General features: G+C 40.1%; 26 protein-coding genes. 7 read left to right on the top strand and 19 right to left on the bottom strand.

The window, feature by feature from the left end; translation table 11 throughout:
* Positions 1 to 18 precede the first annotated feature (18 nt).
* Complete coding sequence (locus ACLIJJ_RS18640) at positions 19 to 1,209, bottom strand: MFS transporter (protein ID WP_192486529.1); 1,191 nt, start codon at positions 1,207 to 1,209, stop codon at positions 19 to 21.
* A 197-nt stretch (positions 1,210 to 1,406) separates the two neighbouring features.
* Between ACLIJJ_RS18640 and ACLIJJ_RS18635 the strand changes: the two genes are divergently transcribed.
* Positions 1,407 to 1,844 carry a MerR family transcriptional regulator gene (locus tag ACLIJJ_RS18635; protein ID WP_192486530.1) on the top strand — a complete coding sequence of 146 codons (438 nt, stop codon included), beginning with the start codon at positions 1,407 to 1,409 and terminating at the stop codon, positions 1,842 to 1,844.
* Between the two features lie 36 nt (positions 1,845 to 1,880).
* Here the strand turns inward: ACLIJJ_RS18635 and pgmB are convergent, their stop codons facing one another.
* Positions 1,881 to 2,546, bottom strand: coding sequence for a beta-phosphoglucomutase (gene pgmB / locus ACLIJJ_RS18630; protein WP_411411461.1), 666 nt, complete (start codon positions 2,544 to 2,546; stop codon positions 1,881 to 1,883).
* A gap of 291 nt (positions 2,547 to 2,837) precedes the next feature.
* Between pgmB and ACLIJJ_RS18625 the strand changes: the two genes are divergently transcribed.
* Positions 2,838 to 4,070, top strand: a complete 1,233-nt coding sequence (locus tag ACLIJJ_RS18625; protein WP_411411460.1) for an aminopeptidase — start codon at positions 2,838 to 2,840, stop codon at positions 4,068 to 4,070.
* Between the two features lie 53 nt (positions 4,071 to 4,123).
* Here ACLIJJ_RS18625 and ACLIJJ_RS18620 read toward each other — a convergent pair whose 3' ends face one another.
* Positions 4,124 to 5,251, bottom strand: coding sequence for a DUF4309 domain-containing protein (locus ACLIJJ_RS18620; protein ID WP_233316308.1), 1,128 nt, complete (start codon positions 5,249 to 5,251; stop codon positions 4,124 to 4,126).
* Between the two features lie 233 nt (positions 5,252 to 5,484).
* On the opposite strand from ACLIJJ_RS18620, the gene ACLIJJ_RS18615 reads away from it, so the two are divergent.
* From ACLIJJ_RS18615 to ACLIJJ_RS18605, 3 genes are all read left to right on the top strand, one after another.
* Positions 5,485 to 5,754: an acylphosphatase gene (locus ACLIJJ_RS18615; protein WP_192486538.1), complete on the top strand. Its 270-nt coding sequence runs from the start codon at positions 5,485 to 5,487 to the stop codon at positions 5,752 to 5,754.
* A gap of 34 nt (positions 5,755 to 5,788) precedes the next feature.
* Complete coding sequence (gene mscL, locus ACLIJJ_RS18610) at positions 5,789 to 6,187, top strand: large conductance mechanosensitive channel protein MscL (protein ID WP_192486534.1); 399 nt, start codon at positions 5,789 to 5,791, stop codon at positions 6,185 to 6,187.
* Positions 6,188 to 6,256: 69 nt separating this feature from the next.
* Positions 6,257 to 6,895, top strand: a complete 639-nt coding sequence (locus ACLIJJ_RS18605) for a Bax inhibitor-1/YccA family protein (RefSeq protein ID WP_192486535.1) — start codon at positions 6,257 to 6,259, stop codon at positions 6,893 to 6,895.
* Between the two features lie 32 nt (positions 6,896 to 6,927).
* On the opposite strand, the gene ACLIJJ_RS18600 is transcribed toward ACLIJJ_RS18605, so the two are convergent.
* Together ACLIJJ_RS18600 and ACLIJJ_RS18595 are read right to left on the bottom strand one after the other, a co-directional pair.
* Entirely contained in the window at positions 6,928 to 7,203 is a 276-nt protein-coding gene (locus ACLIJJ_RS18600; RefSeq protein WP_192486536.1) for a hypothetical protein, read from the bottom strand.
* The gene (locus tag ACLIJJ_RS18595) at positions 7,203 to 8,636 is read right to left on the bottom strand and encodes an aminotransferase-like domain-containing protein (RefSeq protein WP_233316305.1); all 1,434 of its coding nucleotides are present in this window, start codon (positions 8,634 to 8,636) and stop codon (positions 7,203 to 7,205) included. The genes ACLIJJ_RS18600 and ACLIJJ_RS18595 overlap by 1 nt, the downstream gene beginning before the upstream one ends.
* A 105-nt stretch (positions 8,637 to 8,741) precedes the next feature.
* Between ACLIJJ_RS18595 and ACLIJJ_RS18590 the strand changes: the two genes are divergently transcribed.
* The gene (locus ACLIJJ_RS18590; protein WP_325169582.1) at positions 8,742 to 9,653 is read left to right on the top strand and encodes a DMT family transporter; all 912 of its coding nucleotides are present in this window, start codon (positions 8,742 to 8,744) and stop codon (positions 9,651 to 9,653) included.
* Between the two features lie 145 nt (positions 9,654 to 9,798).
* Here ACLIJJ_RS18590 and ACLIJJ_RS18585 read toward each other — a convergent pair whose 3' ends face one another.
* Entirely contained in the window at positions 9,799 to 10,302 is a 504-nt protein-coding gene (locus ACLIJJ_RS18585) for an acyl-CoA thioesterase (protein WP_233316304.1), read from the bottom strand.
* 88 nt (positions 10,303 to 10,390) lie between these two features.
* Positions 10,391 to 11,326 (bottom strand): magnesium transporter CorA family protein, encoded by a 936-nt coding sequence (locus ACLIJJ_RS18580; protein ID WP_245399831.1) that lies wholly within the window; start codon positions 11,324 to 11,326, stop codon positions 10,391 to 10,393.
* A 146-nt stretch (positions 11,327 to 11,472) separates the two neighbouring features.
* On the opposite strand from ACLIJJ_RS18580, the gene ACLIJJ_RS18575 reads away from it, so the two are divergent.
* Entirely contained in the window at positions 11,473 to 11,709 is a 237-nt protein-coding gene (locus ACLIJJ_RS18575) for a hypothetical protein (RefSeq protein ID WP_233316303.1), read from the top strand.
* Positions 11,710 to 11,730: 21 nt separating this feature from the next.
* On the opposite strand, the gene ACLIJJ_RS18570 is transcribed toward ACLIJJ_RS18575, so the two are convergent.
* The 12 genes from ACLIJJ_RS18570 to ACLIJJ_RS18515 form a co-directional block, all read right to left on the bottom strand.
* Positions 11,731 to 12,282, bottom strand: a complete 552-nt coding sequence (locus tag ACLIJJ_RS18570) for an RNA polymerase sigma factor (RefSeq protein WP_237940672.1) — start codon at positions 12,280 to 12,282, stop codon at positions 11,731 to 11,733.
* A 98-nt stretch (positions 12,283 to 12,380) separates the two neighbouring features.
* Positions 12,381 to 13,709 carry a polysaccharide biosynthesis protein gene (locus tag ACLIJJ_RS18565; RefSeq protein WP_233316301.1) on the bottom strand — a complete coding sequence of 443 codons (1,329 nt, stop codon included), beginning with the start codon at positions 13,707 to 13,709 and terminating at the stop codon, positions 12,381 to 12,383.
* 196 nt (positions 13,710 to 13,905) lie between these two features.
* Positions 13,906 to 14,538, bottom strand: a complete 633-nt coding sequence (locus tag ACLIJJ_RS18560) for a response regulator (protein ID WP_237940670.1) — start codon at positions 14,536 to 14,538, stop codon at positions 13,906 to 13,908.
* Positions 14,535 to 15,581, bottom strand: a complete 1,047-nt coding sequence (locus ACLIJJ_RS18555; RefSeq protein WP_233316299.1) for a sensor histidine kinase — start codon at positions 15,579 to 15,581, stop codon at positions 14,535 to 14,537. The genes ACLIJJ_RS18560 and ACLIJJ_RS18555 overlap by 4 nt, the downstream gene beginning before the upstream one ends.
* Positions 15,578 to 16,315 (bottom strand): cell wall-active antibiotics response protein LiaF, encoded by a 738-nt coding sequence (liaF, locus tag ACLIJJ_RS18550; protein ID WP_411411459.1) that lies wholly within the window; start codon positions 16,313 to 16,315, stop codon positions 15,578 to 15,580. Before liaF ends, ACLIJJ_RS18555 begins: the two co-directional genes overlap by 4 nt.
* 130 nt (positions 16,316 to 16,445) lie before the next feature.
* Positions 16,446 to 17,093 carry a PspA/IM30 family protein gene (locus ACLIJJ_RS18545; RefSeq protein WP_411411458.1) on the bottom strand — a complete coding sequence of 216 codons (648 nt, stop codon included), beginning with the start codon at positions 17,091 to 17,093 and terminating at the stop codon, positions 16,446 to 16,448.
* Positions 17,094 to 17,114: 21 nt separating this feature from the next.
* The gene (locus ACLIJJ_RS18540) at positions 17,115 to 17,486 is read right to left on the bottom strand and encodes a lmo0954 family membrane protein (RefSeq protein WP_311315973.1); all 372 of its coding nucleotides are present in this window, start codon (positions 17,484 to 17,486) and stop codon (positions 17,115 to 17,117) included.
* 149 nt (positions 17,487 to 17,635) lie between these two features.
* Positions 17,636 to 18,640: a ThiF family adenylyltransferase gene (locus ACLIJJ_RS18535; RefSeq protein WP_233316296.1), complete on the bottom strand. Its 1,005-nt coding sequence runs from the start codon at positions 18,638 to 18,640 to the stop codon at positions 17,636 to 17,638.
* The gene (locus ACLIJJ_RS18530; protein WP_233316295.1) at positions 18,637 to 19,404 is read right to left on the bottom strand and encodes a thiazole synthase; all 768 of its coding nucleotides are present in this window, start codon (positions 19,402 to 19,404) and stop codon (positions 18,637 to 18,639) included. Before ACLIJJ_RS18530 ends, ACLIJJ_RS18535 begins: the two co-directional genes overlap by 4 nt.
* 5 nt (positions 19,405 to 19,409) lie before the next feature.
* Positions 19,410 to 19,613 (bottom strand): sulfur carrier protein ThiS, encoded by a 204-nt coding sequence (gene thiS, locus ACLIJJ_RS18525; protein WP_233316294.1) that lies wholly within the window; start codon positions 19,611 to 19,613, stop codon positions 19,410 to 19,412.
* A gap of 3 nt (positions 19,614 to 19,616) precedes the next feature.
* Complete coding sequence (thiO, locus tag ACLIJJ_RS18520) at positions 19,617 to 20,738, bottom strand: glycine oxidase ThiO (RefSeq protein ID WP_411411457.1); 1,122 nt, start codon at positions 20,736 to 20,738, stop codon at positions 19,617 to 19,619.
* On the bottom strand, positions 20,719 to 21,333 hold the full coding sequence (locus ACLIJJ_RS18515) for a thiamine phosphate synthase (protein WP_233316292.1): 615 nt from the start codon (positions 21,331 to 21,333) through the stop codon (positions 20,719 to 20,721). Before ACLIJJ_RS18515 ends, thiO begins: the two co-directional genes overlap by 20 nt.
* Positions 21,334 to 21,416 lie beyond the last annotated feature (83 nt).

Genomic DNA, 21,416 nt, shown 5'->3' with positions numbered 1-21,416 from the left:
CCCTATGGTCTACTTTTTTTAATGAGAAATCCGGTCCACGTGATGAAGATGTTTTCTGCCTGTTGCAACAGTTACCATCGCAAGCAATACAAACACTGCTCCAACTATAAACGGCACATGAGGTGAATAAACCTCTGCCAATTTATTTGCAAGCCATGGACCAACCGCACCACCAAAAAAGCGGACAAAGCTGTAAGCAGCTGAGGCTGTAGCTCTTTCAACAGGAGCAACCTCCATAACGGCTGTAGTAATCAGTGTATTATTTGTGCCTAAGAAAAGACCTGCCACAATAACAGATAAGATAACCACTTCCTTGCTGTCTGTCCAAATACCCATCGTAAGTAAAGTCAGCGCAAATAACAGCAGCATAGCAGTCATGGATTTAATTGTACCGAATTTTTCCTGCAGCCTTGGCGCAATCAAGACTGATGTAATTGCGAGACATAATCCCCACCCTAAGAAGACATATCCTAAACCATGTTCATCTAATTCCATTACGAATGGTGAGTACGCCATCAATGTAAAGAATCCAATATTGTATAAAAAGGCAGTCAGGCCTAACCGAAATAAGCCTGGGTATTTAAGTGCCTTGATCGGATCTAATACAGAGCTTTTTACCTTCGGCTTTTCTAATTTAGGCATTTTCAGCAATAATGCCAAAAACGCAATAATCATTAATATGCTTACACCGAAAAATGGGCCTCTCCACGAAATGGAACCCAATTCTCCTCCTAGAAGAGGTCCTACTGAGATCCCCAGTCCAATGGCTGCCTCATATAAAATTATCGCTTTTGCCGTTCCACCAGTTGACAGGCCTACGATAGCGGACAACGCTGTTGCGATAAATAAAGCATTCCCAAGTCCCCATCCACCGCGGAAACCGACAATCTGCCAAATACCGTTAGACGATCCAGCTAATCCAGCAAAGACAATTGTAAACAAAATTCCTGTCAACAACGTCCACTTTATACCAATTCTGCTTGAAACCACTCCTGTAATCAGCATAGCAATTCCTGTAATCAAGTTATAGCTGGAAAACAATAAAGACACCTGGCTTGGTGTCGCATCCAATTGCACAGCAATCGCTGGCAGGATTGGATCAACCAGCCCAAGTCCCATAAAGGAAATGATGGTTGCAAAAAAGATGACCCATATAACAAGCGGCTGCTTGTTTGGTGTTTCTAATGACGTAACAGTCTCCCTGCTCATTCATATCAACCTTCTTTTTATAATTTAATACATTTAATAATCCAAATAAAAGTATAGACCTAATTAACGTTTACGTCAACGTTAATGTTTGTCAGTGAATCACTTGCTCTTTTCTTTTTAATATGCCAAAGTTATTAGTAAGATTTAACGCAATACTGCTGCCTGAATGGGAGCATTATCTAAAAGGAGCAAGAGCTATGGAACTGTTAAAAATTGATGATGTAGCAAAAATGAGCGGATTAACGAAACGGACCATTCGTTATTATGAGCAGATAGGATTAATTCCTTCTCCACAAAGAAGCGATGGCGGATACCGTTTATATACAGAAGAACATGTGTCACTGTTAAAAAAAATAACGAATGCTAAGGATGTTCTCGGTTTTTCTCTTCAGGAACTCCAGGATTTCATTGCCTTAAGTGATGCTTTAGAGCTGCAAAAACTAGATTACCGCCAAGTAAAGGGAACGAATCTGCAAAGAGAAAAGCTAGAGAAAATTTTAGAAACAACATTAGAGCAACTGAAGCTGATTGAACAAAAAAAGCAAAATATCCTTAAAGTAGAGGAAGATATTTTGTCACTGAAGAACCGAGCTGAAGCTGCTTTAAAGAAGTGGGCCGAGGAAGACAATAAATAGAAAAATCCAGCAAAGTCTATGCTTGCTGGATTTTTTTTATCTGTTTGCAAACCTGCGCAGCAGTTCATCAAGGGTCAAATGATCCGTGCTTGGCACATTCCACTCCGCCTGCTTTAATTCAACTGATCTTCCGATGCTCACAGAGAACATTGGTGTCGCCATAATGCCCTGCAATCCTGCCTCACCATCTTCCACTGCAGCACAGCAGTCATAGGGAATACCAAGGCAATCTGCTGCTGTAAGGAATATTTCTGGGTCTGGCTTGCCTTTTTTCAGCTTATGAGGATCAACGATACACCCAAACCAATCCTTGATACCGAATTTCTCTAAAAGAAATGGAGCATTGGAGCTTGAGGAGGCAATCCCCATCTTGATGCCCGATTCCTTCAGACTAAACAAGAATTCATACATGCCTGGAAGCATATCGTCATTCGTAAAGCCGGTAATCAGTTCTCGGTAGTATTCCCCTTTTTTATTGCCAAGCAACAGTTTCTCCTCCTCTGTCACTTCTCTTGCACATCTATTGGCAAGCTCGTCCATTAATATTTTTCTTGGTATCCCCTGAAAACGAAGATTATCTTCCATTGTATAGGACACCTCCAGCTCATCAGCAACTCTTTTTGTTGCCTCATAATAAAGATGCACAGTATCAGCAATAACTCCGTCAAAATCAAAAATAACAGCTTTTAAAGATGGGTTCATGATTTCCTCCGAATCGTAATAGTCTTTATATTATAGCAAAAACCTGGAGGTGACGCCTTCTGTTGCGATTATAAGAGTGAGTTTGTGCAAAAGCATTATCGGAACATAGCTTTCATCAACAAATAAATCTGCAACTATTAGACAAATCAGTTTATTTATATGTATAAACAAGCTACAATGGATGAAAGGATTTCCTATGTCATACATTATACTGATAAAGTGGAACGGCTTTTCTAAAATTCCAAAATAGGCAATCATTACATACTAGCTCTTAATAAAGGAGAATGGGTCATGAGTACATTTCAACAAAATTTAGAAAAATATGCAGAACTTGCAGTGAAAGTTGGCGTCAATATTCAGCCGGAACAGACTTTAGTCGTAAATACAACAATCGATGCAGCTGAATTTGTTCGTCTTGTTGTCAGAAAAGCATATGAAGCAGGCGCTAAAAATGTCGTTGTAAATTGGACGGACGACATCGTTACAAGAACGAAGTACGAGCTTGCACCAAGTGAAGCATTTTTAGAATATCCTGAATGGAGAGCGAAAGAAACAGAAGAGCTTGCCAAAGACGGAGCTGCATTCATGTCAGTCCTCTCTTCTAGCCCTGATTTGCTTAAAGGCATTTCAACTGAAAAAATTGCCAACTTCCAAAAGGCTTCTGGAAAGGCATTAAGCACTTTCCGCAAATATGTGCAATCAGATAAGGTCAGCTGGACAGTAATCGGTGTTCCTTCTGTCGCATGGGCTAACACTGTTTTTGCCAATGAGCCGGAAGAAAAGCGTGTTGACCTGCTGTGGGATGCTATCTTCAAAGCATCAAGAGTGGACCAAGACGAACCAATCGAGGCATGGAAGCAGCACGATAAAAATCTTCATGAAAAAGTAGATTACTTAAACAGCAAGTCATACAAAAAGCTGCACTATACAGCACCTGGAACAGACTTAACAATTGAGCTTCCCGAAAACCATCTATGGTGCGGAGCTGGAAGTGTTAATGAAAAAGGCTTCGAGTTCATGGCAAATATGCCGACAGAAGAAGTGTTCACAGTTCCATTCAAAACAGGTGTAAACGGTACTGTTTCAAGCACCAAGCCGCTAAGCTACGGCGGAAATATCATCGACCGCTTTTCGGTTACGTTCAAGGACGGCAGAATTGTGGATGTGAAGGCAGAACAAGGGGAGGAAATTTTACGACAGCTTGTGGAAACAGATGAAGGCTCCCACTATTTAGGTGAAGTGGCGCTTGTGCCCCATCGTTCCCCTATTTCAGAGTCTAATATCCTTTATTACAATACATTGTTTGATGAGAACGCATCAAACCATTTGGCAATCGGCAGCGCCTATGCATTCTGTATTAAAGGCGGAAAAACAATGTCCAGCGAAGAATTAGCTTCTGCAGGCCTAAATGAGAGCATCACGCATGTAGACTTCATGATTGGTTCTGACAAAATGGATATTGACGGTATTACATCTGACGGTAAAACAGAAGCTGTCTTCCGTAACGGAGATTGGGCTTTCTAATATAACCAACTCAACATTAAGAACCTAGCAGGACCTACCTGCTAGGTTCTTTTTCATTTGCTGTCCTGTTTTTTCACAAGCTGAATCGACTGGACATGCTGATTGCTGTCAAGAATAAACTTCATTTCATAATGGTTAGCCGAATATGTGGCAATATAACCGTTATTTTCTTTGTTTGCCGCGATGGCTTCCGGCTTGCCTAATGCCTTATTGACTGCAGACATGTCGGCCTTTAAACGCATGCCGGGAATGGCGATAGAGTTTACCTGCTTTGTCTTCCCATCATAATAGTAGGTAACTTCTGGATATTCGACCATCATTAATCCATCATTTTGCTCTGTTTTTATATATTCATCATTTGATTTTGTTATTTCGCTAATACTTGTACCAATCGGATACTGGCTTCCCATCAGCATCCCCTGTTCTGCTATAGTCAAAATATCTTTGGATATAGTGAGATTTTTGAACGGCAAATAATAGTCTTCTTCCTCCACCCATCTCTCTATAGCCTTTTCATTGTCAATGGACGTCTTGTCTGCCTCTTTGAGCTGAAGACGGCCTGAATCTAATGTCCATGAAGTCACTTCATATACGTTATCCTGCTTTTTTTCTGCTGTTTGCAAGTAATTTTGCTGGATGCTCTTTATTTTCCGTTTTAACACTGGAATTTCAGTTGTAGTAAGGGATGTAAGCTCCCCATCGTCAACTGCATACAAAGAGGCAACTGTATTATCCTTAGACTTCGTCTGATAGATTGCAATAATACTATGTTTATTTACAGTATAAGTACTGATATTTTTATTTTTTGTGTTAAAGATAAGCGGATTTCTGAGCTTAATCACTTGTTTATATTCTTTTGTATCATCTTCTGACTCTGCTGTTAAATACAGCGAAAAAGCCCCCTCGACAATGGTATCATCCTTGTCACCAAGAAAATTGTCTTCTTCTAGCGTATATTTCTCTGTTTCATCGCCGATCAAGTATGCTTCATATACTTCATTATCTTCTTTGATTGTTATAGACGAAATGGCATTTTCTATAATCCAATTGATTTTTTTAGTTTCACTTGCTTTAGCAGAAGCTTCACTCTCTTTATTCTTGTTAATACTATATTGGATTGTCCCAACGACAATTAAAACAGCACACAGTATAAGCATGCTAATGTATATATATGGTTTCATTATTTTCTCCTGATTTTAAAAACACGTAATTTGCTTTATTTAATTTGCTTTATTAGACGTACTTATTAATATTAACAAAATGGCTTCCTTTCTACAAATCTAGGTTTTTCCATCTTTGCAAACCTTTTGAATTGGCAATTTCAACATATGCCAAGTCTCGATTTGGCCGAGCTCACTTTTATGTTATCCTATAGTTAGCATTCCTAAAAACAATAATGGAAGGAATAATTATTATGATTCAATATCATCTTGCCATCACTGGAAAGGTTCAAGGAGTCGGCTTTCGCTATTTTGTACAAATGAAAGCAATCGAATATAATGTAAACGGCTGGGTCAGAAACAAAGACAACGGTTCTGTTGAAGCAGTTATCTCAGGACCAAAGGAGACACTAGCCTCTTTTATAGACGACATAAAAAAGGGAAACCGCTTTGCGGCTGTCCATCATGTCGATATTACAGAGCAAGAGCCTGAGCACTTCCGCTCATTCAGCATCCGTTACTAGATTTAAAAACGAAAATAAAGTTAGGAGTTTAACAATGTGGAAAGAATTTAAAGCCTTTGCGGTCAAAGGCAATGTGATTGACTTAGCAATCGGTGTTATCATCGGCGGAGCATTCAGCAAGATTGTCAGCTCTCTCGTAAATGACATTATTATGCCTATTGTCGGGGTCCTCCTCGGCGGTGTTAACTTAACAAATCTTAAAATAACATACGGTAAAGCAACTGTGCTTTACGGACAATTCATCCAGACAATTCTAGATTTCTTTATTGTGGCTTTCTCCATCTTTATGGTTATTAAGCTGCTTTCCAAGTTTAAAAAGAAGAAAGAAGAAATGGCTGAAGAAAAAGCCCCTTCCATTGATGCGAAGGAAGAGCTGTTGATGGAAATCCGCGATCTTTTAAAGAAGGATCGCGTCAGAGAAGAAGAAAATTAATGCTTTTTTTTGAAACCTTCTCCTCTATTAAACGTAAAAATATTAAAATAATATCAACGGAGTGACTTTATGTACACACATAGTATGAAAACGGATCATTTACCTGCCGTGTTAAGGACATTTGCCTTATCATTAGGAATTGCTACTATCGGTACTTTAGCAGGGAATTTCGTTCCAGCTTCTCTGTTTTTACCATTGGCTATATTGGAGCTCGTATTGCTCTTTATCGCTTTCTTCTTGAGAAGAGGAAAGTCTATGTCATACTCCTTCCTTTATGCCTTTACCTTTATTTCAGGTATTACAACATATCCAATCGTGTCCCATTATGTTTCTACAATAGGCGCGAATGTTGTCATTATGGCATTAGGAACAACAACGATTGTATTTGCTGGACTGGCTGTTTATGCAACAACGACAAAACGTGACCTGTCCTTCCTTGGCGGCATGCTGATGGCAGCCTTGCTGGCATTAATCGTCATTGGAATTTTCAACATAATCTGGCCAATCAGCTCAACAGCAATGCTTGCTTATTCCTTTATCGGCGTGCTTGTATTCAGTGGATATGTGCTGTACGACTTTAACAGAATGAAGCATTATGGCGTAACTGCAGAGCAGGTTCCATTAATGGCATTGAATCTGTATTTGGATTTTGTTAACCTATTCATCAACATCTTGCGAATTTTTGGGATTCTCTCAAGCAAGGACTAATAAAAATGCTGCCTGCTTTTCGGCAGCATTTTTTATTTTCTTAATTTCCCCTTCACTTGACGGATGAAGTCAGCTGGATCTTCTTTAACAATAAAAGAGAAAACACCTTTATTTGTATGCAAATAAAGAATTTGATAGAGGTTATTTGTTTTTTTAACAGATATGTCATAAACAGATTCTAAATAAAAGGCTGCATTTTCAGTCTTGATTTTGTCACTCGATAGAATCAAGCATTTTTCTACTTCATCTATAACCTGCATGTTGAACTCAATTCTTCTTGTCACAACATAATAAGCCAGTTCTGCCATTATAACCTCCTGTTCGGTTTATCATCCATTCCGTTAGTCAAGGAATCATAAATATTCGTTAGAAGCTCCATTCCATTCTTGATTTCCTGCTCATTTAAGTAGGAGTAGCTGAGCCTTATATATGGAATATCTCTTTCAAGAGGATCACAAATATAACCTGGTACATAGGAAACAGAACTTTCAAGCGCCTTGTCTTTCAACGCGGTTTTATCAATGGCATCATGAAGGCGAACCCATAAATTAAGACCTCCGCCTGGACTGTCCCATTTGAAATAACCCTTTAGTTCCTCTTCCATTGTCTCCTTTCTTATCTGCAAAGCTATCCTCAGTTTTTCCATATGTGTACGGACTCTATCCGAAGTAAGATAAAATAAAAAGGCCTTTTGGTTAAGCAATGGTGTTCCGTTATCTGCGAGCGCCTTTCCTTTAATGAGCCATTTCGTTAAACTCGGATGGGCAACCATCGCACATATTCTTAATCCTGGAGCCATGTATTTGCAAAAGCTTCGTAAATAGATGACATATCCTCCTGTATCATAAGAGAAAATCGGCGGCGGCGGCGGTTCGTGGAAATAGATTTCATGGAAAGAATCATCTTCTAAAATAATACATTGATATTTTTCGGCAAGCTCTGCCAGCTGCTTTCTTTGCTCAGTCGGAACCGTATAGCCTGTCGGATTATGAAAAGTTGGATTTGTATAGAAAAGCTTTGGCTTGTGCTTCTTCATAAGTAATTCTACTTCCTCAAGACAAAAACCTGCTGAGGTTATCGGAACAGGAATTAGTTTTGCGCCTCTGTTTACAAATATATCTGCTGCTCCACTGTATGTTGGGCTTTCAATCAGCACATGATCATGTGCCTGAACGAATACCTTGGCAATAATATCAATGCCCTGCTGTGCTCCGGATGTGATAATAATTGAATCCTCATGTATGTACAATCGGTCATACTTTTGAAAATAAGCTGACAAACCTGCAATCAGTTCTTCATCTCCCTTTACGGGTGCATATGTGCCTAGCAAATGAGGATATTTATCGAATATCTCCTTTGCATGCTGAGATAGGTATCTGTTTGGCAATAAAGTCGGGTCAATGACAGCAGCAGAAAATTTAAAAAAGGTTTGCTCACGATGAATATCTGACAAGATGCTGTTCTGTATATAAGAGTAGATGGCAGGCTGTTCTCCTGGCCCGCTTAAAAGATTACTATTTTTACAATAATAGCCTGTTTTGTCCTTTGCATAAACATGTCCTTCCTCCTTTAAAAGCTGATACGCTTTTAAGATGGTCAAGCGGTGAACCCCCAACAGCTCTGCAAGACTTCTTACCGAGGGAAGCCGTCTGTCTTTTTCCCACTCTCCTGTTTGAATACGGGTCAGCATATATTCATAAACTTGCTTGTATAGTGCAGTATGTTCCGATTTTATAACCATTTCCAACCCCTCCTACTTATTATTATTGTACCATTTCCTTAAATCTGTTCTACATGAATTCATCTGGTCTGTCCTGTCTGGCTTACAATTAGGGCAGGAGGGATTATGATGACCATTTTTTTATACAGTCTGATGTGTTTTATTTTCGGAACAACATTCTTAGCTATCAAGGTAGGTGTCGACGAAGGCTTTCCACCATTCCTGTCGGCTGGAATACGCTTTATGGCAGCAGGTGCCGTTCTTTACGTATTATTGCTTGCCCGAAAAAAGACGACATGGAAGCTCCTTTGGCGCAAAGAGCTTATGCTTACAGGATTATCTTTAACTTTCATTACCTTTGCCTGTCTATATTGGGCCGAACAATTTATTTCCTCAGGAATTGCAGCCGTCTTGTCTGCTTCAGCACCAATCATGATTATCCTAATTCAGACTGCCCTTTTGCGGGTTAAAATTACTAAAGCAAGTATCTGTGGTGTCCTATTAGGATTTCTCGGGGTAGTATGTCTCTTTCTGCCAGGATTGTCGATTGCTTGGGACATCCATTGGATTATCGGGTGTGGAATCATCCTTATTGGTCAAATTGGCTATGCAGCAGGCTCCATCTATTCTGGAAAGACCGTTGAAACCTTCAAAGAAGAAAGCCCAATGGCTTTAAATGCTGTACAAATGATATACGGAGGGCTGCTGTTGCTGCTTTTATCCTTATTCACTGGAGAAACAGCACCTGCTATAACAATGCCGGGTTTTTTATCTATTGTTTATTTAACTGTAGCAGGGTCCATGATTGCCCATACAATCTATTATTATCTTGTAGCAAAAACGAATGCGTTTCTACCTTCGACATGGCTGTACGTGTCGCCGCTAATCGCCTTAACTATCGGCCGCCTCTTCTATAAGGAAGTTGTTCATCCAGTCATGCTTATTGGGGTAATGCTGATTTTATGCAGCCTTGTTTTAGTAAACCTCGAGAAAATTATGCAAATAATTTCAATAAAAAAAATGGCATCCTCTAAATGAGGATGCCATTTCACATTTCGCCTAGATAAGACAATGAAAGGCAAAAAAGACATCATTCCAGAAATATCATCATTTCCTGGAAAATAATTTGCCAATTTCGACAGCATTACCTGTCAGGTCATGCCTTTTGAGTGGCAGATTAACGTCATTTTGACTTATATTTCCGAGCAAGCTCCTGTGTTTCTGCTTTCCTGTTTCTTCTCATCTGGGCCCGCACTTTACCTGATTCAAACAGACTGATTTCTTCTTCTGTTTGCGGGACAACCTGCGGCACCGCTGTCGGTTTGCCATGTTCATCTATAGCGACCATAGTTAAAAAGCTGAGAGCACAGAGATTCTTTTCCCCTGACAGCAAGTCTTCTGCTGTCACCTTTACAAACACTTCCATAGAGGATGTTCCTGTATAAGTGACAAATGCTTCTAAGCAAACTGAATTTCCTTCTTGAATTGGATGAAGAAAATCGACTGAATCTGTCGAGGCTGTTACAATATGTTTTCTTGCATGTCTCATGGCAGCAATAGCAGCCGTATCATCGATGTATGCCATCAGTTTCCCTCCGAACAAAGTACCGTATGTGTTCGTATCTGTAGGGAAAACAATGCTCGTTTTTATAACGAGCGACTCACTGCAATATTTAGAACCTTCCATATATCCTCCTTAGAGTAACTTTCGCGGATAATAACTTACTAATATTATTATATGTAATTTACTATTTGCCGTCTATTGTGCCTTCATGCTACTGAAAAAAAGAATTTTTCTTTTTGGCTCTTAAAAGATCGCCCATCCAGCCCCGTGTTTTCAAATAAGCATAAATAATGACAGTAGTCAGGACGATTAAGGCTAGGGAAATAGCATAGCCGTATTTCCAATCAAGCTCAGGCATGTATTTAAAGTTCATACCCCATAATGCTCCAAGTGCCATGATTGGCGTGCAAAGGGCAGTAAAAACCGTTAATGTCTTCATAATTTCATTTCCGCGGTGCTGGGAAACAACCTCTTCAAAGTGGACGAGATTATTTAATTCCTTTTCATATTCATCTACTAAAGTAAGGCCTCTTTGAATTCTTTTAGAAACACGCTTATAATCTCTGCCATTATTCACAGCATCACCAAATGCTTCCTCTATCGCAAACTTCAGCTCTAAAAACGGCATCATTACGTTTTTCCAAATAAGTATTTCATGGCGAGACTGATAAATCTTATCTAATGTATTTGTACTGTTTTTTTCTTTTACATCCCAAATTAGCTCATCAAGCTTTTCCTCATATGCATCAATATGATACAAAATGTCTGTCATAATATTGCCAAGTATCACCATAAAGCCATCAACAGAGGACTCTGCGTTTTTTGCCGCACGAATAATAGTAGTCCTGTCTTTTAGATGGAGGCTGTTATCATGATAGTCCAATGTTATAAGCGTATTGCCGCATATAAAGAAGTAAAACAGCTCATAATCGCCTCGTTCCTCGATCTTTCGATTATAGATAAGGGACCCGCTCAATGATTCCTTGCCAATTATTGAGGTGTCCATCTCTAAATAGTTACCTTTTTTCTCATTAATGATTTTTCCCCAGTCTTCCATCTGTAAATTCAGTTCTGCCTCTATTTGATCGATCTCTTCCATCTTTTCAAGTGCATACCATACCCAGTTGCTCATGTGATACTTTTTCAAAAAGATCACTCCGATCACGTTTTTTCTTATCTTTCCCTCATTTGGTGGAAAAAAAACTTAAATGTATAGGCAGGTTTCCCTTCAGCTACTCTTGGGTAAATAAAGACTAGTAAAAATTTTGGACAAACTTATCGGAGGGATGAATAATGAAAACGATGCGTACATTAGCTGTTGTTGGTGCAGGAGTTGGGAGTTACCTTCTTTTTACCTCAAAAGGGAAAGAAATGATGCAGCGAGTCACTCAGAAGTTTAACTCCAAACAGGACGAGCCACTTATGGTAAAAACCGGCAATCCTGATCCGCAAGATATTGGGGATAACAATATGGTCAGTGAAGGTGCCATGTATTCGGTTAACTATTATAACAAGCAGCGGGAAGATTGAAGATAAAAAAAGGTTTCCATACTAAATGGAAACCAGTTTATTTACTTTAGGACGAAGCTGTTCTTTTGCCCTTTTCATTCGTGTTTTCACAGTTGAAAGGGGCGTTTTTGTTTTGTCGCTAATTTCAAGCAGTGTATTGTTATGATAATAGAATAATAGAAGTGGCTCCTTATACATTGGCGGCAGCTCTTCTAATGTATCAATCATTTCCTCATGTGCACATTTATTCATAATTGTATCCTCTGGCGGCAGGGAAACAGAAGTATCCCTTACGTATGTATATACGGTCTCCTCCCAGAACTTCTTCGATGTCTTTTCTTTTCTCCAATAATCACGGCATTTATTTATTGCTATTTTGTACAGCCAGCTTTTTGCTTTGCTGTAATCTTCGAAGGAAGAAAACGACAGATAAGAGGATATGAGTACTTCCTGGTAAATGTCTTCAGCTAGTTCTTTATGTTTGACCAATGAAAAAATATAGGCATATATAGCATTTCCATGTTCTTTAATTATTTCTTCATAACAGGTTTCTTTACAATCACCTGAATATTTATTGTTTAGGGGTTTCATCATTGTCCTCCTTCCCCTAGGACGCTTTCCTATACAATAAACGAAACGGCATCCTTCAACCCCTACACTTTTTTCAAAAAAAATTTTTTTAAAAGAAATTTTTATTGATGTACTTGTTTACCTGGTGAAAGCCAAATCGAAAAGCCGATTTTTTTGCAAATGGTCAAATAATGGAGCAGGGCTAATATAACTGCACCTAAATTCATGCCGATTGCTATTCCTCCCATCTGCAAATGGCTTAACGAGCCAAGATAATAGATGGCGGTATACGAAAACACTGTAGCCCATATAGAGTGGAAAACGGCATCCTTTAAAAGGCCTAACCCAATCAGGAATGCCTGCATTGGAATCGTAAAATAATGGAGGAAGAAATACGGCCACAGTAACTGTACAATCGAAGCTGCTTGTGATGAGTGAAAGAATTTCATTGTCAGCGGTTCTGCATAGAAGTAGAAGATGCTTACAGCAACGGATCCGTACCCAAGAGTTATCAGCATCACCTGTTTAAGCAAATTCTGCAAATGCAAGTAGTCTCTGTCTGCATAAGCCTTTGAAACGGTCGGAATCAGCATGGTCATAAAGGAATGAGCAATGAATGCCGGAAAGAAACCGATAGTTAACGCAATTCCTGCAAGCATCCCAAACTGCTCTGTTGCATTGGCAGCGGTAATTCCAGATGACACTAATGCCCCTTTTATTAGAAACGGCTGGACAGCATGGGACAATGCATGAAAAATCCGCAGACCTGTTGTTGGAATAGATACACTTAATAGGTCCTTCCAAATAGCCTTGCCGCCCATGTTCTCATTGTTTCCTTTTCTAATGCGCTGATATTGGACAAAGAACATATGAAGCAAATATAAAAACACAACTAAGTCACTGCCTACAATCGTACAAAAAGCGATTAGGACAGAGGTCTCCAAATCAAAAGAAAAGCATTGGAACAAGAAGACGAGCATTCCCAGCTGAACAATTTTACGCAAGAAATTAGATGCAGCAATCTTCCCCATCTGCTGTTTCCCCATAAAAAATCCTCTTGCAATCGAAGTAAAGGAGATTATCGGCAGCAGCAACAGCACAAGCCATCTTAATATTGGATGATAGTCTTTGAAAATAGGAATAAATGGGATAACAAAACCAGCAATAACAGTCAGTACAATCGTAAAGATGATTGTCCATTTTATCACCTGCTGAAGCATGCTGTGATGATAGACTGAGTCTTTCTCTGCAATAAATTTAGAGATAGAGACTGGCAGCTCAAAGCTTGCAAGCAGAACAATAAGAAAAATCGTCGGCAGGATAGTCATAAAAAGCCCCAGTCCTTGTTCCCCCAGTTCTCTTGCCATTACCATATTGATTAAAAATTCAATGCATTCGCCAAAAAACGCCGTAACAATCAGTAGGAACGTACCTTTATAAAATGAACTCATGGACCTCTCCTTACAATAAAAATGGATTATTTTTATTTGCTTTTCTTTCATCATATGAGACAAGTTATAAAAATATATTTACAAGTTTTAAAGTTTATTATTAATCAAACGTTTGTTTAAAAGACCTAAACACCGACTCTAACACCTTTTATCCGAATAAAAACAAAAAATCCGCAAGGTTTCCCTCGCGGATTTTTTATTCAACTAGCCTGTACTTAAAGGCATAAATGACGGCTTGTGTTCTATCCTGTACTTGAAGCTTGCTTAAAATATTGCTCACATGGGTCTTAACTGTTTTGATAGCAATGAACAATGCATCTGCTATTTCCTGGTTGCTTTTTCCTTCGGCCATGAGCAGCAGTATTTCCATCTCTCTTGCTGTTAGTTCGTCATGAAGTAAGCTTTGCGGCTTCTCCCGCATCTTCATCATCATCTTATCAGTGACTTCCGGCTCGAGGACAATTTGTCCTTTGAAGGTGGAGCGGACGGCATCTGCTATTTCACTTGCCTTCGATGTTTTCAGCATATAGCTGGTCGCTCCTGCCTGCAATGCTGGATATACCTTCTCATCATCCAAAAAGCTTGTAACTATAATGATCTTCGCCTCCGGCCACGCTTCGATAATGTGTTTTGTTGCTTCAATCCCGTCCATTTCCTTCATGACTAAATCCATTAAGATGATGTCAGGGCGTAATTCTAAAGCCATATCTATGGCCGTTCTTCCATTGTCAGCTTCACCGACAACCTCAATGTCCGCTTGTGCTGATAAGTAAGAGGAAACGCCTATCCGGACCATCTCGTGATCGTCGACAAACAGAACTCTTATCATCCTTTCTCCTCCTCATCTAAAATCATCGGCACTTTCACCTCAAGCCGTGTCCCTTGCTGCTGCAAGCTGATTATTTTCAGCTGGCCGCCGATTTCAGCTGCCCGCTCATGCATATTTTGCAGACCATAAGAACCTGTTTTGCTCTCTTCCACATCAAATCCGATGCCGTCATCCATAACCCTTAAGATGACGTACTCTTCTCTATGTAGCAGCTGCACATCAAGCTTGCTTGCTTTAGCATGCCTGAGTGTATTTGAGACAGATTCCTGCAGAATTCGGAATAAATGGTCTTCTATACCTTTATCCAATATAAATTCCTCGAGCTTCCACGTAATTTGCATTTCCACTTTTTGCAAAAGCTCTGATAATAACTCCATTATGCCCTCTTTTAAGGTTTTATCCTTTAATGCCGCAGGTCTTAAATGCAGCAGCAGTGCCCGCATTTCCAGCTGCGACTGGTGAATGGTCTCTTCAACAAGCTTTAGCTGCTTTGTTTCAACAGGATCACCATCAGGCTGTCTTCTTTCGTTGATAGCAGATAAGAGCATGGAGGCAGCGAAAAGCTGCTGACTCACAGAATCATGAAGCTCTCTGGCAAGGCGGTTCCGTTCATCAGCAATGACAGCTTGAACTCTTGTATGCTGATTCTCAGCCTGCTCTGTGACAAGCTTCTGCGATAGTTTAATTTGCTCCTTCAGCTTGTTTTGCACACTTGTTATTTTGGTCCCTAAAGAATGTATTTCTTCATAAAAGCCTGAGCTTTCCCGGTCCAGCTCCTTATTCTTTTCCCCGCTGTGAATCATACCATCAAGAGCATTAAACTGCTTTCTCCATGAGTAACCGCTCAACACTCCAAAAAAGAGCCCAATCGCCACATCTGCACTAACGACGAACAAGACAAAAGGAATATCAAGAACCTGTTTATCCCAAATATCACTCCAGCTGTCCGGCGGAAACACGAGCAAAAAGACAGCAGAAGTGAAAATCAGCAAAATTAATGCAATGCTTATTCCCCATATAATTTGCCGTTGTATGATGCTCATATTCTTTTCACCTCTAAATTTCCGACTAAAAAAGAGGTGATGATCTTCACTCTTGTTTCCGCTTGGTCATAGGCAGCGCTGCTTCTGATTACATTCAGATTGAAGGCATTCTCTTCATTTACTTCATCGAAGATAGAGGCAGAGCCTAACAGGACGGAGTGGTTGATGCTGACCTCCAAATCATATGGTATATATATTTTGACATTGCCGACAAGATTCCGGATGGAGATGACTGTTTCCCCTTGCGGCAGTACCGTATAGCTCAAATCAATAATCGTATCACTTGCACCTGTTTGAATATTGATATCCTTCCACTCATAAACATGATCAGGAGTTTCATTCCGATGGAACAGCCTGTTGCGAAACATCGGCTCCTTTTTAATGATTATGTCCTCTCCGTCCCCTTCTTTCTTTTCCTTAATAATTGGTTTGATTACCTCTTTATTGTTTTTGTTCTGGATAAACTGCACAAACCAATAAAAAAGGAGACTGAATAACAGGAACTTCACCGTAAACATATTGAGCACACTAATCAGCAGCACGAGCAATCCAGCCCAAAACATCAACTTTCCTGTTTTCCCCTTTAATCCCCGTTTTCCGTAATACATCAGACCGATGGAAATCAGAAAGGAAAAGATTAATCCTGGATGCAAAACGAAAATTTCCAATAGAAGCAGGAACCCGGCAACAACTACAAACCAGCCAGCAAAATCCTTCTTAATTCTTTCAAACAATGAAAGCTCCTCCTTCCTTTCCCTTCATGGTGGCTACGCCCTTCCGGCTATAGATATAATTTCATTCCCGTCTTATCTATACTCGGAAAGGCGTATAAAAAACCTACGCCTTTTAAGAATATCATTTTTTTCAAGATGTGAAAGTTTCATCTTTCTTTTCCTCTAGCTTTTTTTCTAGGATTGCGATTTTTTCATCAATTGTATGCTGGTAATAATTGTTCGTAATCTTCTTATCTAAGCCTTCAATATATGTTTCCAGTTCATCGAATCTTGTTGGTTGACCTTCTTTTCCTTGTTCATTTGTAACTTTATCAATTGTATAGGAAGCTCTTGTCATGTTTTCCTTGCCCATCAGTTCAAGGCGGCGGATATTCATATCCTTTAGCTTATGCTTCATCAAGGCGTATTTTGCCTCAAGCTCACTTGTCTGCTGGTCTGTGATTTTCAGTGATTCCATCAAGCGGACAATTCTTTCTTCATAATGATGCTGCTCTGTTTGAGCAAAGGCAAACAGCTCTTCTTCCCCTGCTTTTGATGCGATTTCTGCTTGATTTTTACGTTTTTCTGCTAGCTCCTCAGCCTCTTTAAGCTCCTTTGTGAACGCTTCTTTCAATACATATTGGCGCTTTACAAGCCCTTTTACCTTTTCTGTCTCTTTTTCACATTCTTTTAAATATTGATTGAGCAGAGCAAGAGGGTTCTTGTTCTCTTTTTTATCCAGCACTTCATTGATATCTGCCATTACTGCATTTTTGATTCTTTCTAATAGTTTTGCCATAATTATTTTCCTCTTTTCTGTTTAGTTTTTGTTAAGTTCAGACCATTGCTTCTCAAAATTCTGGAACGGATCATCAGAGGTATTGATTTTTTCTGTGACACTCGGCTTTTTCCACTTTTTAATTACTAAAAACAGGATGTACGCTGCAGCTAAACCAAGTATTGCAGGAAGATTACTTGCAGTGATACAGAGTAATATGATGCCTAATGCTCCCCATCCTATCTTCGCTCCTGTATGCCCTGCCTTTAAAAATTGCTTGAACACAAGGTACAGCAATGCTCCGCTTATAATCAGCCCAACTAGAGGACCTAACTGTGACAGAAGGATAATTGCCGCTGTCGCCCCGATAAGAACTAAACCTACTTTTTTCATTTCATCAATCTCTCCTTTCATTTCATACTCCTATCATAGCTTTCAGCACGTTTTTTCATAACGTGCTTCCGCTTGATTTCTCTCTAAGACTTGAGGCTTAGTGGATGCTCAGCTTTTTGGCGGCATAAAAAAAAGACCTTCTCTTCAAAAGGTCTTTAGGCTGGCATTAATCATCCAACGAGTCTGCTGTAAATGGCTCTTGCCCTTGAGCGCTCATCAGTGCCATGGATAATGGCACGTCCGTCTTTAAATAGGACAACCCTGTGCTTTTCAAACTCACAAGCGAGTAAATAGGGATTAACAATCATATGTTCAACAACATGCTGAATGCTTTTAGCAAGGGCATCCAAATCAAAGCTTTGTGAAACTCCCGGCCGGATTTGAATGGCATCCCTGCCGCATAATATATCTGTTTTCGTTTGATTACCTGTGTCCAAATAGGAGAATAACCTTTGGCTACATGCGGGACAATGAGGGTCTTTCAGTTTATCGGCATGAATCTCTGCCTTTTGCATACTCCAAATATCATAGGATACGAGTATCGGTTCGACTGCCTTGCCTGAGAGAACCCTCAGCGCGTATGCAGCCTGAAAAGCTGCGACAAGCTGGACAATAGGACTGATAATTCCAGCACTGTCACATGTTTCTGTTTGTGCTGGGAGCTGCTCGATAATACAGTGCAAGCACGGTGACTCACCAGGAATGACAGGGTATGTCAGCCCATAGCTGCCGACACAGGCACCGAATATATATGGTATATTCATTTTTACAGCAGCATCATTGATGATAAGTCTTGTTTCAAAATTATCCATTCCATCGATAATAATGGAAGCTCCCTTAATCATTTCTTCTATATTCTTGCCTGTTATGTCCTCAACCCGGCAATCAATCTGCACATCACTGTTTACCTGTTCTAGTCTCCGTTTTGCAGCAATTGCCTTTGGCAGCTTTAATGCTGCATCTTCCTCTGTGTAAAGCTGTTGTCTTTGTAAATTGCTCCATTCCACATAATCTCTATCGATGATTGTCAGCTTTTTAACGCCTGCTCTTGTCAGCATCTCTGCTGTCGATGAACCGAGTGCCCCCACACCTAAAATAACGGCATGACTTTCCTGCAATCTCTTTTGACTCGATTCCCCAATAAACAGCTCTTGCTTTTTATATTTGCCAATCATGAGGTCACCAGTCCGCTTGCCGGGCTGCTCGCTTCTCCATATTTCTTCATCGCCATTCTCCCCGCTTCAAAGCCTAGTCTTCCTGCCTCAATCGCCAGGCTCATGGCTCTTGCCATCTTCACAGGATCTTCTGCATTGGAAACTGCCGTATTAAGTAGCACTCCGTCTGCCCCAAGCTCCATGGCAAATGCTGCATCCTTTGGAGAACCAACGCCAGCATCGACAATTACAGGGATTTTTGATTGCTCGATAATCAGACTGATATTTAGCGGATTAATTATCCCTCTGCCTGAGCCGATTGGTGCCGCACCTGGCATGACAGCATGGACTCCCAATTCCTCAAGGCGCTTAGCGAGCACCACATCATCAGAAGTGTAAGGCAAAACAGTAAATCCTAATTCAAGCAGCTTCTCTGAAGCCTTCAATGTTTCAACAGGATCTGGCAGCAGTGTTTTGCTGCAGCCGATTATTTCTACTTTCACCATGTCACAAAGACCTGAAGCTTTTGCAAGCTTCGCAATTCGTACTGCTTCTTCTGCATTTTTTGCTCCAGCCGTATTCGGCAACAAGGCATATTTCGTCAAATCCAATTTCTCCAGGAAGTTAGGCTGAGATTCTTCAAACACATTCATTCTTCTGAGTGCAAATGTTAATATTTCTGCACCGGATACTGCTACTGCTTCCTTTTGGATATCATATGATGGATATTTACCTGTTCCTAGCAATAATCTTGACTGAAATGTACGGTTACCTATTTTCATCATTTATTTCATCCTCCTCCGACAAAATGAATAAGCTCTAAAATATCCTTCTCTGTAAGTGCTGTAGATTGATAGGTTTCTTTCTTAATAATTTCTCTGTTTAATTCAGCTATAACCATTCGATCCTGCAAACCATACCAAACTAGTAAATCTTGCAATGTTCCTATATCATCAGGAACATCTATGCTTTTCCCATTTAGCTGTATATTCATTTCTTACACCCTCTCCATTTGGGAATGCTCTGCTCTGTCGATTCTGAATGCCTTCAGCCAAAGCTCATTCACCTTTCTTCCCATTATTAAATCTGTTATCATCATCCCTGTTGCTGGTGCCATTAAGATGCCGTTTCTCTGGTGGCCAGCAGCAAAGTATAACCCTGTGGTTTCAGGATGCTCACCGATAAAAGGTCTTTTGTCGAAGGATTGCGGCCTTAACCCTGCCCAAAACCTGCTTGGGCGCATTAATGCAAGCTCTGGCATCATTTTCCGTGCCTTCTCCATGATTTCCTGTATGCCGCCAAAGCTCGGCAACTCATTCCAATCATTCCATTTCTGTGTTGCACCTATTACTAGCTGATTATTATTTCTTGGCACAATATAGCTCTTTTCATGAAATAAAGTTTTGCTCAAAGGCAATCGGTCATTGATAACAGAGAGGCACTCGCCTTTAACAGGAACTAAGGCATTTCCAATTCCAAATTTAGCAAAAAACTTATTTGTCCATACTCCAGAGGCAATGATTACTTTTTCCGCATAGAAATCACCTTTCGTAGTTTTTATAAGATACTCACTGCCAAATCGCTCCACTTCAAGCACAATCGTATGTTCAAAGATTTGTGCACCTAGCTGATAGGCACCTTTGCTGAATCCGTTACAAGCAGATATCGGCGTGACATGGACATCGTCTTTCATATATACAGCACCGAAGATGTCTTGGCTAACATGCTTCTCTATTTCCCAAACTTCCTCTGCAGACAGCCATGAAACAGAAGGTAAGTGAAGAACAGAATTAAATTTTTTCTTTTCCTCCTCTGAATAGACTAGATTAAGAATCCCTCCCTTTTTCAATTCAATATCAATCCCGCAAGTCTCTTTTAACTGCAGCGACAACTGGTTATACAAATTGTGGCTGTCTGCGACAAATGGATACAGTTCTTTAAATTCCTCCCATTCAGAATGGGCACCCAGCATTCCTGCTGCAGCGCTTGTTGTTTTCCCGCCAATCTCATTTGCCTCGAATACGGCAGTCTGAATGTTTTCACTGGATAGATGATAAGCAATTGCACTGCCGATAATGCCGCCGCCAATAACAGCAGCTTCAAATTTTCGTGTTTGCATACTCTTTGCACCTTTCTTGATACTTTTTTGCGGCGAGCTTTGGACTTCCTGCAGCAAAAATCCCTGACATAACGCAAATCCCATCAGCACCGCATTCATACAGCCCAGCCACTTTGTCCTCACTTATCCCGCCGATTGCATATACAGGAAGCTTGACTGCCTGCTTGATTTCTTGCAATGTCTTTATTCCATTAGGAGGCATCCCCTTTTTACTGTCCGTTTCATAGCAATGTCCGTAAATAATATAATCTGCCCCTTCCTTTTCTGCTTCTAGTGCTGCCTTAAGGCTATGTACTGATTTCCCGGCGAGCTGGCATGCTGTCCTTCGGCGCGTCCTTTCAATCAGAAACCCCTTTTCGGGAAGATGAACATGAAGCATATTGGCTAAAAGCAGGATTTCTTCCCTTCCATTGATAACTATTTTTCGTTTATCTGCCCCTCCTGCCAAAAGCTGTTTACAAAGACAATATATCTCCAGCATCGATTTAGACTTTTCTCTTATATGAATAAAATCAACATAATCATGAATCTCCAGTATTTTAGTGCATGTTTCCTCTACTGAATAAGCATCATTTGTTATGGCAATAAGCTTCATTTCATCAATAACCACCTTTACCTATGAAATTACTCAACTTTAATTGGTAGCCATCCCTCCAATCCTCCCTTTTTCCAATAAAA

It is taken from the genome of Niallia laureatilytica, from assembly GCF_046613985.1.
Classification (GTDB): domain Bacteria; phylum Bacillota; class Bacilli; order Bacillales; family Cytobacillaceae; genus Niallia.
The sequence above is the reverse complement of the archived record's forward strand: the minus strand, read 5'-3'. Positions and strand labels throughout refer to the sequence as shown.